The organism is Pantoea sp. 18069 (genome assembly GCF_902706035.1).
In the GTDB taxonomy this organism is placed as follows: Bacteria; Pseudomonadota; Gammaproteobacteria; order Burkholderiales; family Burkholderiaceae_C; genus Comamonas.
In genome coordinates this window covers 16,849-29,300 of record NZ_CACSJA010000031.1, presented here as the reverse complement: position 1 = coordinate 29,300, position 12,452 = coordinate 16,849, and the positions used below count along the sequence as shown (strand labels likewise).

The following is a 12,452-nucleotide window of genomic DNA, read 5'->3' as shown; positions in this document are numbered from 1 at the left end:
CACCATGCCCATTCTCCATGGCTACCCATCCGCCCCCATGGGCCGCTGCACGCTGGTCGGCGCCGGGCCCGGCGACCCGGACCTGCTGACCCTCAAGGCCCTCAAGGCCATCCAGGCCGCCACGGTCCTGCTGGTCGACGACCTGGTCAGCGACGCCATCGTCGCGCTCGCGCCGCCCACGGCACGCCTGATCGCCGTAGGCAAGCGCGGCGGCTGCCAGAGCACGCCCCAGGCCTTCATTGAAAAGCTGATACTGACCAGCGTGCTCGAAGGCGAGAACGTGGTGCGCCTCAAGGGCGGTGACCCGTTCATCTTCGGCCGCGGCGGCGAGGAAGCCGAGCACCTGCGCGCCGCGGGCGTGCAGGTCGACATCGTCAACGGCATCACCGCGGGCCTTGCGGGAATGACGCAGATCGGCGCGCCCTTGACCCACCGTGACCATGCGCACGGCGTGCTCTTCATCACCGGCCATACGCGCCCCGGTGCAGCGCCCATCGCCTGGCAACAGCTCGCCGCGACCGCGCACGCAGCCCGGCTCACGCTGGTGATCTACATGGGAATGAAAGGCGTGGCCGATATCGCCCAGGGCCTGCTGCAAGGCCTGCCTAGCGACACGCCCGTGGCCGTGATCCAGAACGCATCCCTGCCCCACCAGCGCCATGCGATTGCGCGCCTGGCCGAACTGGTGCAGGTCGTCGCACAGGAACGCCTGGGCAGCCCCAGCGTGCTGGTCGTCGGTGAAGTCGTGCGCTGCGCTCAGAGCTTTGCGCAATGGATGGACAGCGCGGACCTGGATGCGGCGCGGCACCAGGCCAGGGCGGCTTGATTCGTTTGCCCTGAGTTGACCCAGCCGTTCATGATGCGCATGGCTCGGCACCCCGCCGAACCATGCACGATAAAAAAGCACCCGCTGTTTTTGAGCACCTGTTGAAAGAGCCTGGTTCTGCAATGGGCTCGATTGGACTCCCTGTACGAGTCAGCCAGAAGCGGGCTTTCGATGCGGGGACGGTGGGCTGCAGTAGCCCTCGGAGCAATTGGGGCGTCGGCCGGTACGCGTCGCTGAAATGGCGGGCGTGCTGTCGTCCCTAAACTGGTCAGTCAGTCAATTACGATCTACCAAGATATTAATTATGCGCATAAAATGCGCATAATTAACAAAAGAGCGCCCTAATGACAGACTCGATCCTTCGCCGCGCCCGAAAGGCGCACAAGCTCACTCAAGTCCAACTAGCCGAGCAGGTTGGTGTCAACCAAGCGACGCTCGCTCGCTGGGAGACGGGCAAAGCCACAATCCCGGATGAGAAAGCCTCGCTCCTGTCTGCGATGCTTGGCGTTCCGATCAGCACCGCGGAGTCACGGAGTGCGCCGGTCGCACCGAAGTCGCCGCAGCAAGAGGAGCGAGAGACGAAGGACGACCACCACCACTTCGGTGAGGTTGCCGTTCATTTCAAAAGTGGTGGGCGGCCCTTGATGGTGTCGATCGACGAGGCCGCTCGCTCGCGCATCTACGCGCAGTTTGCTGAGCGAAGCATGTCCACTCTGGCATTCGAGACGCTCGACAACCGCACGGTGTATGTGCGCAAATCAGCAATCTCCGATCTGCACTTCTCGGGCGAAGCCGTGGGCGCCTTCGGGCCAGAACACGCCCACTATGGTGAGGCAGTTCGCGGCATTGCTTCCACCGACGTCCATGGGTTTGCCGATCCGGAAGGCGATGATGACGGCGACCCGGTGGATGCCTTAGCCGGCCAGCCCTTGTGCTTTCCCAGGGAGTTCTGGCGAGCCCTGAGCAATCAGCCATTCGACGACGATACGCCGGCCGACATTCGCGCCGCAGTCGAGAGTGCGCTGGGTTCTGATGACGCACGCACCTACGAACTGCTTGCCACACACATGTTCTGGCAAGTCGAAAACGCAAAGCGCCGCGGGATGCCTTGCAGCGACGACGCCGATTTGAGCGACGGAGTATTCGTTCTGGAGCTGGGAAGCGTCGATGACAACGAAATGTTGCACCTATGGTGCGGTAATGCCGGTGGCTATCACCATTCAGTAATGATTAACTTCAACTCGCTCGAATACCTGACCATGCCCACGCACATGCTCGAGGATAGCAATCGTGCGGCCGCAGTGCGCGACGGGCTGGTGGAGTAATCCAATGGCCGCACCTATGTAGTGCGCTGATGCGGGAATGCCCCCCGTATCTCAGGACACGATGTCACCCTTCGTTTAGGGAATTTTTCAACTGCCTGAACTCGCGAGGCGAGCGGTATTTCAAGGCACTATGCGGATGGTGTTCGTTGTAATGCTCGAACGCGAGCCCCAGGTTCGCAATGGCCGTGCGCGCGTCCCGCCTTGCGAAGGGTACGAGCCGAACACCCTGGCATCTACCCCAGATCAGGTTGACCAGCCAACGTGCAAGAATCAAATGATGAGCACTTCGACCTCCTCCTTTCTCTCCAACGCAGACGGCACCCAGGTCGCGACCTACACCTGGGCCGACGTTGCCGGCACACCCGCTGGTGTGGTGCAGATCGCGCACGGACTCGCCGAGCATGGCGAACGCTATGACCGGTTTGCGAAGGCGCTCAATGCCGCCGGGTTTGTGGTCCACGCGGTCGACCATCGTGGGCACGGGCGCAGCGCCGACGGGCGGCTGGGTGACTTCGGCACGGCGGGTTTTGGCGGCTTGATTGCCGATGTGGCCCAGTTCGGGGCCGCGTTGCGTGCGCAGCATGGCGGCCTTGCGCTGTTTCTTTTCGCACACTCGATGGGGTCGTTTGCAGCGCAGGCGGCGATCATCGATCACGCATCGACATGGTCGGGAGTGGTTCTGTCCGGGTCGACCGCGCTCGACATGCTCGCCGCCGGCATGGCCGATGCACCTGCGGACGCGCCGGCCGGGCTGGAGGCCTTCAACGCGGGCTTTGAATACCGCACGGGATACGAATGGCTTTCGCGGGACAACGCCGAGGTGGACGCCTATGTCGCCGATCCCTGGTGCGGCTGGGATGTGCCGGACGAGGTGATTGCTTCGCTGTTCGCGCCCGCGTCCCGGCTGGCGGATCCGGCGCTGCTGGCGGGCATACGCAGCGACCTGCCAATCCTGATCGCTTCTGGCGACGCCGACCCGCTCGCCGGTGGCGGTGCACTGATTCAGCTCCTGGGCAAGCGCTACCGCGATGCGGGCATGGCGGATGTGGCTGTCAAGCTGTACCCGGCCGCTCGCCACGAAATCCTGAACGAGACCCATCGTGATGAGGTGACCGCCGATATCGTGGCCTGGCTGCGCGCGCACGCGGCATAGACGGCATTTCCGTCATCAGACGTGGCGCGGCTTCTGCCCTCGCCATCTGCCACGCGCTCCACCAGTCCGGTCTTCTCCAGCGGCAGGTCTGCTCCAGCCCCTACCGCTCCACAATCCCCAATTGCTCCAGCTGCGCCTCCAGCACCTTGCGCCGGCGCACGGCCTTGGCCGCGGTTTCGCTTGCGAGCTGGATCGCCCGCGGCCCCTTGGCCGCGACCACGCGCACCAGTTGCTCTTTTTGCTGGGCCTCGGCCGCCGCCTTGCGGTAACGGTTCAACAGATCACCATGGGCCGGATTGTTCATGCACGCCTCGATTTCTCAAAAGCCGCCATTTTCGCGCCATCGGGCGCCCTCAGGATGATTGCGCCCCTGATTGCAGCCTGAACAAGATTTCTGGCTTGGCCTAACCCGCTGTCTCAAGCTGTTGCATCATTGACGTTCCAGCACCTTGAGTCGGGTGCAGGCGAGGGCTTGGGGATACTTCAATCCGATTGCGTCCAGCAGCCTTGCCACGGTAAAGGGCCGCATCCGCTTCCTGCATGGCGGCCTCCAAAGCGTGTGTGCTGGCGAAGTGGTGGGAAACGCCGACCGTGACTGTCATGCGCAGCAGATGGTCGCAGCCAGGCACTTCAATGGCTTGATCTTCAATACCAGCACGCAGACGTTCTGCCAGGCGCATGATGCCGGCACTGTCGACGTCCAGGCAGATGGCAACGAACTCCTCTCCGCCAATGCGGCCTGTCAGGTCGCCACGACGCACCGTGGTGCGCAACACATCTGCCACACGGCATAGCACGGTATCTCCGACCTGGTGGCCATGGGTATCGTTGATGCGCTTGAAATGATCGACATCCATCAGCAGCAAGCAGGCAGGTGCTGCATTGCGCGCATTGAAATGCAGTTCGAGCGCGTCTGAAAGACCTCGGCGATTGAGCAACTGCGTCATGGGGTCGCGTGCCGCCATATTGCGCAGATCGTCGGTCAGGCGGCGCAGTACCAGCCAGACGATCGATGGCGGCAGCACGGTGGCCAGGGAAGACATGTAGATGTAGAACACCAGCTGAAAGCGGCTGTCCATGTGCAGTGCTTCCAGACCGCCATCGACAATCTTCAAGAACTTGAGGGCGTTGAGCACGCAGATGCCGCCTATCAGGAGTGCAAAGAAGAACATCTCCCGATACAAGTCCTTGGCAAAAGTGCGCACGCCATAGATCACTGTGACGGTCATGACCAGGAACAACAGCGCCGACATGCCTGCGAGCATGGCATAGCGCGCCACCGGCCCCAAGCCCCATTGCACCAGTACCTGCAAAGCGCCGTAGGCCACGGCAAACGCCATCAACGGACGCCACAAGGGGACGGCATGCCCAAAGAACCGCATGGCACCGAGCCAATAGGCGATGGGCGAAGCCAGTGTGAGGGTGTGGTTGACCACACTCATCACACTCCAGGCGGGTCCACCTTCGGCCAGTTGCAGCACATAGGCCAAGCCCAGCAGGAAGTTGCCCAGGGCAAAGAAATCCATTCCCATCTTGTTGCCGTGCAGGCGTTTGCTGATGAGCAGGAACATCACCGAGAAGCACAGCAGGTGTGCACACAGCATGCCGACGAGAATGGATGCGACCATGTTGACGTTGAAACGAGATGACAGGGGTCTGCGCAGATACGAGTGGCTGCCAGGGAGCAGCCAGCAACGTCACTTCTGATTGTCGGGCCGCAGCGGCCCGGGTGACTGAAGCCTGCGGTCAGTAGGCGCCCATATAGTCGCGCTTGCCGATCTCCACGCCGTTGTGGCGCAGGATGGCATAGGCGGTGGTCACGTGGAAGAAGAACTGCGGCAGGCCATAGTGCAGAAGATAGGCGCTGGCCGTGAGCTTCTTTTCCTTGGGCGTGCCGGGGCGCAGCACGATTTCGCGGCCTTCGCTCTGATCGAATTGCCCGGGCTTGAAGGATTCGACATGGGCCAGCGCCTTGGCGATCAGCGCCTGCAGATCGGCGAAGCCGGCCTCGGTGTCGGGCCAGGATGGCACTTCGGCACCCGCCAGGCGGGAGGTAATGCCCTTGGAGAAGTCGGCGGCAATCTGCACCTGGCGGGCCAGCGGGAACATGTCGGGAAACAGCCGCGCCTGCAGCAGCGCATCGGGATCAATGTTCTTTTGCGCCGCGTGGTCTTCGGCCTTTTTCAGCACATCGGCCAGGGCGCGCAGCATCTGCTGCAGGACGGGAACGGAAGCGTTGTACAACGGGCTGGTCATGGTGGATTCACTTTTCGATGGGGAGACGATGGTCGGCGCTGGCATGGCCTGGACCGTGCCAGCCATGGCAGGCTAACAGCAAAAGCCGGCCATCGAAGACAGAGGCGCGTTCTTCGCTGTCAGTTCACGTCCGGTGGCGGCTAGAACACCTTGGTGCTCACATCGCTGCCCACCAGGTTCCTGGTGACGAGCAGCACGTCGTATGGGTCCTTGCGGCCGCCGTACTCGGGGCCGTCCATGCCCGGGCTGCCCACGGGCATGCCGGGAACGGCCAGCCCCAGGGCCTTGGGCTTTTCCTTGAGCAGGCGGTGCACGTCGGCCGCGGGCACATGGCCTTCGAGCAGATAGCCGCCGACCAGCGCCGTGTGGCAAGAGCCCAGGCGCTGGGGCAGGCCCAGCTTGGCGCGCACGGCGTTGTTGCCCGTGTCGTGCACGGTGACGGCGAAGCCGGCCTTCTCCATCAGCGCCACCCAGTCCTTGCAGCAGCCGCAGCTCGGGTCTTTCCAGACGTCCATGGTGGTCTTGGCGGGAGCTGTCGTGCCCAACGCGGGCAGGCAGGCAGTGACGGCCAGCGTGGCCAGCAGCCCCAGGCAGTGGCGGCGGGTGGGATGCAGGTTCATTGCTTTTCCTTTTCAATATGAGGCCAGGGGGCCAGCGTCTTCCGAATGGCTTGCGCGATAAACGTTTCCAAATGAAACTAATCGGATGTTCCTGACCCTCGTTTTGTTCCTGGCCAGTCTTGCGCCATTTTCCACGCACGCCCAGGAGCCGGTTTACCGATGTGGCAACAGTTATTCCGCCACGCCCTGCAAGGGCGGCAGGCTGGTCGAGGACAAAACCAGCATCGCCCCGTCCAGCAACGCAGGGCCTGGTCAGCGGCTGATCTATCTTTGCAAAAGCCATGGCGGCGGTCTGTTCTGGTCGTCGCACCCCTGTCAGCAGCAGCAGGCTTTTCTCGAGCGCACCGAAGCCGTACCCGCGCCGATGCGTTGGGAGCAGCAGGTCGCGCAGGCGCAGGCGCAATGGGACAACGCCCGGGCACTGACCCGGCCTGCACCGCACCGTCCGGGCCTGGCCGCTGCGCACGCGCCCAACGCAAAAAATCCGCTTTGCGCACAACTCGAGCACCGAGTGCAAACGCTGGACAGCATGGGGCGGGCCGGCAGCCAGTACTACGACCTCGATTGGGTGCGCCGTGAACGCAAGGCCGCGCGCGACCAGCAGGCGCGCCTCAAGTGCTGACCAGCACACGTATGCGCATGCGCCTCCAGCGCCGCGAATGTCAAGGATTGTTGCTTTCCCATCAAAATCACATTTTCAACCGATCCATCCATTGACAAGGGCGCAACAAAAGGTAATGGCCGACCTGTCCTACACCCTGCGAATCCGCAGCGGTGCACAGTAAGGGTTCAGTGGTAGCCGATCACTGATTACCGTCACCGACACCTCAAGGAGTATGGAAATGACACAGCAAGACCAGAGCCAGAACCCCAACAATAACCAGAACAATCCAGGCCAGCAGCAGCAGAGCAATCCCAACCGACCGGGGCAGGATCAGCAGCAACAGCAGAACAATCCCAACCAGCAACAACCAGGCAACCCCGGTCAGCAACAGCAGACCAACCCGGGTCAGCAGCAGCCTGGCAGCCCCCAGAACCCCGGCCAGCAGCAACAGACCAACCCCGGTCAGCAGCAACCCGGCAGCCCCACCCACCCGGGCCAGCAGCAGCAAAACAATCCCGGCCAGCAGCAGCAACCGGGCAGTCCGAGCAACCCCGGCCAGCAACGCTCTCCCCAATAAGCATCTGAACGGATGCAACGGATAGCGGCCCGTGCGGCAACTATCCTTATCAGGGCCTTCGGGCCCTTTGTCATTGGCGGCGCAAAAACCGCTGGCGCATGACAGGACCGCCTATTCCTCCTGCCGTATCCTGCGCCCTTGCTTGGCGCGCGTGCGCAGCAGCTCCATCTTGCCGAAAGGCTGGACCGCGAGCGCTTCGGGGCTGACTTTCTCGCGCAGCACCTGGAGGATCTTCCTGCCCGTTTCCGACATGTCATCCGCTATGGCTTTTTCCAGCATTGCGCGGTCCTGCCGGCGCAGCGCCTCGATCACATCGGCATGCGGATGGCGGCCGCTGGTGTCGAGCGGGCGGCCTTCCTCGTAAAGAAAGCGGATGCTGGGCCCGGTGATCGCCCATAGCGAGCGGATCATGGTCATCAGGTAGGAGCGGCGCTGCGCGCCATACAGCGCGAAGTGGAACTGCACATTGGCGCGCAGGATGCGCGTCACGTCGCCCGCAGCCTTCGCCGCCTGCAGTTCGGCATGGATTCGCTCCAGTTCGGCAATGCCGCCTGGCGTCCACTCGTGCATGGCGTTGGTCGCGGCCATGATTTCGAGCTTGGTGCGGATGGCGCGCACTTCGGCCAGATGCTCGACCGAAGGAATAGGCACGCGCACGCTGAAACCGCGCTGGCCCATGAGGATGTCCTGGGCCACCAGTTGCAGCAGCGCTTCGCGGATCGGCGTCTGGCTCATGCCCTGGAATTCCTCGTCCTCGGTCATCTCCCGCAGCTTGAACGTATGCCCGGGCATGTACTCGGCATAGATCAGCTTTTCGAGTATCCGCTCACGCACCACATCGGTGTGATTCAACTCAGCCATAGCGCACTCATAGGTATTTACCCTCTTTTTCCGGTCTTCTGAAACTGCTCTACTGCGTCTGCAACTGCATTATTTTATAAAACAATGCATGAGATCAACGTACGGAGCTTGCTGAATGCTGAAACCTCTCTCGAACCCCGGCCTCAACACACAGGAAACTGTGGGCCATATTGTCGCCAGAACCCTCAAAAAGCACGGTATCACGCAATTCTTCGGCCAGAGCCTGCCCAGCATGTTTGTGCTCGCGGCCGAAGAGATGGGCATCCGCCAGATTGCCTATCGCACCGAGAACGCCGGCGGCTACATGGCCGACGCCTATGCCCGCATGAGCAATACGCCCGCCGTGATCACCGCGCAGAACGGCCCGGCCGCCACCTTGCTGGTCGCGCCGCTGGCAGAAGCGCTCAAGGTCTCGATTCCGGTGATCGCACTGGTGCAGGACGTGGCCCGCGACCAGACCGACAAGAATGCGTTCCAGGACCTGGACCACATGGGCCTGTTCAAGCCCGTGACCAAGTGGGTGCGCCGGGTCGACCAGGCCTCGCGCGTAGAGGACTATGTCGAGCAGGCCATCATTGCCGCCTGCAGCGGCCGCCCCGGCCCGGTCGCGCTGATGCTGCCCGCCGACCTGCTCAATGAACCCGGCGTTCTGTCCTCCGTGCCCCGTACCTCGTCGCTGGGCCGCTTTCCGCTGGACCGCGCCACGCCCGACGCCGCGCTGCTGCGCCAGGCCGTGGAAGCGCTGCGCACGGCGCGCAACCCGGTGATCATCGCCGGCGGCGGCGTGCATGGCTCGGGCGCGCACAACGAACTCGTCGCGTTCGCGCAGACCATGTCCCTGCCCGTGGGCACGACCAACATGGGCAAGGGCGCGGTGGATGAAACCGCGCCGCTGTCGCTGGGCGTGATGGCCAACTGCATGGGCCCGAATGGCTCGGGCCGCTACCTCAAGGACTTCGTCACCGGCGCGGACGTGGTGCTACTGGTGGGCAACCGCACCAACCAGAACGGCACCGACAGCTGGTCGCTGTACCCGAAGAACGCGCAGTTCATCCACCTCGACATCGACGGCACCGAAATCGGCCGCAACTACGATGCCATGCGCCTGGTCGGCGATGCCAGGCTCGCGCTCGCGGCCATGACGGAAATCGCCAAGGGCCTGGACCTGGGCGCGCGCAGCGCCCGCAAGCAAGAACTGGCCGCGCGCATTGCCGCGGGCAAGACGCAGCACCTCGAGGAATCGCAGGCCGTGCGCACCAGCAACGAGACGCCGATACGCCCCGAGCGCCTGATGCACGAGCTCAACGCGCTGCTCACGAGCGACGACACCGTGGTCACCGACGCGAGCTACTCCACGCTGTGGGTCACCAACTACCTGACCTGCCGCAAGCCCGGCCAGCGCTTTCTCACGCCGCGCGGCCTCGCCGGCCTGGGCTGGGGCATGCCCATGGCCATGGGCGCGCGCCTGGCCAAGGCCGAGGGCCATGTGTTCGCGCTGGTGGGCGACGGCGGCTTCGCCCATGTCTGGTCCGAAATGGAAACCTGCAAGCGCATGGGCATCAAGGTCATCACGCTGCTGATCAACAACGGCATCCTGGGCTACCAGAAGCATGCGGAAAACGTGAAGTTCGGCGAGCACACCTCGGCCGTGCATTTTTCCGGCGTGGACCACGCGGCCATCGCGCGTGCCTGCGGCATCAACGGCCAGCGCGTCAGCGACCCGGCGCAGATCGCCGCGGCGCTGCAGACCGCGATGGCCGCCGAGGACTCGACGCTGATCGAAGTCATGTGCACCGAGAACGCCTTCCCCCCCATCACCTTCTACACCCCGGAAAGCAACGGATGAATAGCGTGAACAACATGCCTGTGCGCCTGGCCCTGGTGACCGGAGCGGCCCAGGGCATCGGCCTGGCCACGGCCATTGAACTGCTCAAGGACGGCCGCAAGGTCGTGCTGACCGACCTGCGCGCGCCCGACCTGCAGGCGATTCCCGAAGATCTGCGCGCCAATGCCCTGGCCCATGCACTTGATGTGTCCGACGACGCCGCCTGCCGCGCGCTGATCGCCGAGCTCGACGCCGCGCTGGGCGGCGTCGACATCCTGGTCAACAACGCCGGCGTGAGCCTCAAGAATGCCGCGGGCCAGTCCAACGGCATCCTCGACGTCAGCACCGCCGAAGTCCAGACCATGCTCGACGTCAATGTGCTGGCCATGCTGCGGTTGTGCCAGCTCGCGCTGCCGGGCATGCAGGCCAGGCGCTGGGGCCGCATCGTCAACGTGTCGTCGCTGGCCGGCCGCGGCAAATCGATCGTTGCCGGCCCGGCCTACATGCTGACCAAGTCGGCGGTGCTGGGCCTGAGCCGCTCGATCGCTTCCGAGATGGGCGAATTCGGCATCACCACCAACTGCGTGGCGCCGGGCCGCATCCTGACCCAGATGGCGCTGCAGGCCGGCGAGGAAGTCAACCGGCGCTACGCCGCGCAGATTCCGGTGCGGCGCATAGGCGAGCCGCAGGAAGTTGGCGCCGCCATCACCTACCTGTGCAGCGAAGCCGCGGGCTTCACCAATGGCGCCGTGATCGACGTCAACGGTGGCTTCCTCATGGCCTGAACCAACGGATTTCCCCCCCACTGCCACACAGATGGCGCAAACAAGACGGAGACAAAGATGAGCCAATCCAGAATCACCACCAAGCGCAGCTTTCTCGCGGCCTGCGCGGCCTCGGTATGCGCGGCCAGCTTGTGCCTGCCCGCCGCAGCCCAGGATGCATCGAAGTACCCCGAGCGCGAGGTCACGATGATCATCAACTACGGCGCCGGCGGCAACACCGACGTGGCCGCGCGCGCCATCGGCAATGCGATGGAAGGCCTGCTGAACAAGCCCGTGGTGCCCAACAACCGCAGCGGTGCGCAAGGCACGCTGGGCGTGTCCAGCCTCGCCAAGCAAAGGGCCGACGGCTACACCCTTGGCATCGTGACCTTCTCGACCATCGCCATCACGCCCCATCTGATGAACGTCGACTACACCGTCGACAACTTCGACTTCATCGCCGGCGTGGCACGCTACCGCTACGGTGTCGCGGTGCGCGCCGACTCGCCCTACAAGACCGTGCAGGACCTGATCGACGCGGCCAGGAAGGACAAGGGCGTGTTCTTCGGCGCGCCCTCGGCGCCCAACAACATCGCGATGTTCGAGCTCGGCCGCAAGAGCGGCGGCAAGTTCGAGCAGGTCAGCTACAAGTCGGGCGCCGAAACCGTGTCGGCGCTGCTCGGCGGCCATGTCGACGTGATCGTGCAGAACCCGTCCGACATCGTGCCCCACGTCAAGGCCGGCAAGATGCGCCTGCTCGCCAGCGCCAGCCCCATGCGCTGGAAGGAACTGCCCGATGTGCCCACGCTCAAGGAGCAGGGTTTCGATGTCGAAATCGACTCCTGGATCGGCCTGGCCTTCCCCAAGGGCACACCCGCGGCGATTCGCGAGCGCATGGAAAAGGTCGCCATGACCGCCGCCGCCAGCGCCCAGCTCGCGCCGATTCTCGAAACCGCGGGCGTGGACCCCGCCGCGCTCACCGGCGCCGAGTACCGCAGCAAGCTCATCGAAGGGCGTGACGCAATGGCCATTGCCATCAAGGCCGCCAACCTGCCGCGCATGAACTGAACGGGCATACGCGCTTCATCGTCCGTTTGCACCGAACCCGTTGGCGCTGGCGCTGCAGCCCGGCAACGGCTTGCAGGCCGGCGTCAACCAGGGCCCGCGGAACCACCGCGAGGCCGTGCAGAAAGTGCGCCGGCACACCGACGATGCGCTCGCCTGTGGCGGCCAGCCCGGCGACGCGGGCGCGCTGTTTCAAGTACATGTGCTTTGGCGGACAGTGATGGGCATGGCGGCCTGCAGACATGCGCGTCAACGCGGCCGCATCCTACCCTTGCGTGCCTACCCGGCGAGTATGGTCGAAATCAGGGTCGCATCCCGATGGCAGGAGAGGAGTCGCAACGCTTTATCCAGTTTCTGCAGATGAGATGCGCATTCGAAGCAATCGCTTATTAACCACACAGAAAAGAGCTGACCATGGCCATTAGCACCATCTTGTTGATCATTCTTATTCTGCTGCTTGTCGGAGCACTGCCTTCCTGGCCGCACAGCCGCAGTTGGGGCTATGCGCCCAGCGGCGTGGTTGGCCTGATCGTGGTCGTGCTGATCGTCCTGCTGCTCATGGGCCGCATATAGCGC

At 63.8% G+C, this 12,452-nt stretch carries 14 protein-coding genes and 1 pseudogene; 8 read left to right on the top strand and 7 right to left on the bottom strand.

The annotated features are described in order from the left end of the window. Positions 1 to 4 precede the first annotated feature (4 nt). Both cobA and GVL12_RS20025 read left to right on the top strand, forming a co-directional pair. Positions 5 to 826, top strand: a complete 822-nt coding sequence (cobA, locus tag GVL12_RS20030) for a uroporphyrinogen-III C-methyltransferase (RefSeq protein WP_200843942.1) — start codon at positions 5 to 7, stop codon at positions 824 to 826. Positions 827 to 1,170: 344 nt separating this feature from the next. Next, on the top strand, positions 1,171 to 2,151 hold the full coding sequence (locus GVL12_RS20025; RefSeq protein WP_159917325.1) for a helix-turn-helix transcriptional regulator: 981 nt from the start codon (positions 1,171 to 1,173) through the stop codon (positions 2,149 to 2,151). A gap of 64 nt (positions 2,152 to 2,215) precedes the next feature. Here the strand turns inward: GVL12_RS20025 and GVL12_RS20020 are convergent. Next, positions 2,216 to 2,365: pseudogene (locus tag GVL12_RS20020) on the bottom strand (integrase core domain-containing protein); the annotation flags it as partial. A 63-nt stretch (positions 2,366 to 2,428) separates the two neighbouring features. Here GVL12_RS20020 and GVL12_RS20015 point away from each other — a divergent pair. Continuing rightward, complete coding sequence (locus GVL12_RS20015; RefSeq protein WP_159917324.1) at positions 2,429 to 3,304, top strand: alpha/beta fold hydrolase; 876 nt, start codon at positions 2,429 to 2,431, stop codon at positions 3,302 to 3,304. Between the two features lie 100 nt (positions 3,305 to 3,404). Here GVL12_RS20015 and GVL12_RS20010 read toward each other — a convergent pair whose 3' ends face one another. The 4 genes from GVL12_RS20010 to GVL12_RS19995 form a co-directional block, all read right to left on the bottom strand. After that, the gene (locus tag GVL12_RS20010; protein WP_159917323.1) at positions 3,405 to 3,608 is read right to left on the bottom strand and encodes a hypothetical protein; all 204 of its coding nucleotides are present in this window, start codon (positions 3,606 to 3,608) and stop codon (positions 3,405 to 3,407) included. A gap of 100 nt (positions 3,609 to 3,708) precedes the next feature. Next, positions 3,709 to 4,932: a GGDEF domain-containing protein gene (locus tag GVL12_RS20005; protein WP_159917322.1), complete on the bottom strand. Its 1,224-nt coding sequence runs from the start codon at positions 4,930 to 4,932 to the stop codon at positions 3,709 to 3,711. Between the two features lie 118 nt (positions 4,933 to 5,050). Continuing rightward, the gene (locus tag GVL12_RS20000) at positions 5,051 to 5,560 is read right to left on the bottom strand and encodes a DUF1993 family protein (RefSeq protein ID WP_159917321.1); all 510 of its coding nucleotides are present in this window, start codon (positions 5,558 to 5,560) and stop codon (positions 5,051 to 5,053) included. A gap of 140 nt (positions 5,561 to 5,700) precedes the next feature. After that, complete coding sequence (locus GVL12_RS19995) at positions 5,701 to 6,180, bottom strand: DUF411 domain-containing protein (RefSeq protein WP_159917320.1); 480 nt, start codon at positions 6,178 to 6,180, stop codon at positions 5,701 to 5,703. 85 nt (positions 6,181 to 6,265) lie between these two features. Between GVL12_RS19995 and GVL12_RS19990 the strand changes: the two genes are divergently transcribed. Continuing rightward, entirely contained in the window at positions 6,266 to 6,802 is a 537-nt protein-coding gene (locus GVL12_RS19990; RefSeq protein ID WP_159917319.1) for a hypothetical protein, read from the top strand. A gap of 205 nt (positions 6,803 to 7,007) precedes the next feature. Here GVL12_RS19990 and GVL12_RS19985 read toward each other — a convergent pair whose 3' ends face one another. Further along, a complete protein-coding gene (locus GVL12_RS19985) occupies positions 7,008 to 7,316 on the bottom strand; it encodes a hypothetical protein (protein WP_159917318.1) in 309 nt (102 codons plus the stop codon). Between the two features lie 156 nt (positions 7,317 to 7,472). Beyond that, on the bottom strand, positions 7,473 to 8,222 hold the full coding sequence (locus tag GVL12_RS19980; protein WP_159917317.1) for a GntR family transcriptional regulator: 750 nt from the start codon (positions 8,220 to 8,222) through the stop codon (positions 7,473 to 7,475). A gap of 115 nt (positions 8,223 to 8,337) precedes the next feature. Between GVL12_RS19980 and GVL12_RS19975 the strand changes: the two genes are divergently transcribed. The 4 genes from GVL12_RS19975 to GVL12_RS19960 all read left to right on the top strand — a co-directional run bounded on the left by GVL12_RS19975 (position 8,338) and on the right by GVL12_RS19960 (position 12,449). After that, positions 8,338 to 10,068, top strand: coding sequence for an acetolactate synthase catalytic subunit (locus GVL12_RS19975; RefSeq protein WP_159917316.1), 1,731 nt, complete (start codon positions 8,338 to 8,340; stop codon positions 10,066 to 10,068). A gap of 14 nt (positions 10,069 to 10,082) precedes the next feature. After that, entirely contained in the window at positions 10,083 to 10,832 is a 750-nt protein-coding gene (locus GVL12_RS19970) for a 3-oxoacyl-ACP reductase (RefSeq protein ID WP_235033926.1), read from the top strand. 57 nt (positions 10,833 to 10,889) lie between these two features. Beyond that, positions 10,890 to 11,879, top strand: coding sequence for a tripartite tricarboxylate transporter substrate binding protein (locus tag GVL12_RS19965; RefSeq protein ID WP_159917314.1), 990 nt, complete (start codon positions 10,890 to 10,892; stop codon positions 11,877 to 11,879). Positions 11,880 to 12,296: 417 nt separating this feature from the next. After that, a complete protein-coding gene (locus tag GVL12_RS19960; protein WP_200843948.1) occupies positions 12,297 to 12,449 on the top strand; it encodes a DUF3309 family protein in 153 nt (50 codons plus the stop codon). Positions 12,450 to 12,452 lie beyond the last annotated feature (3 nt).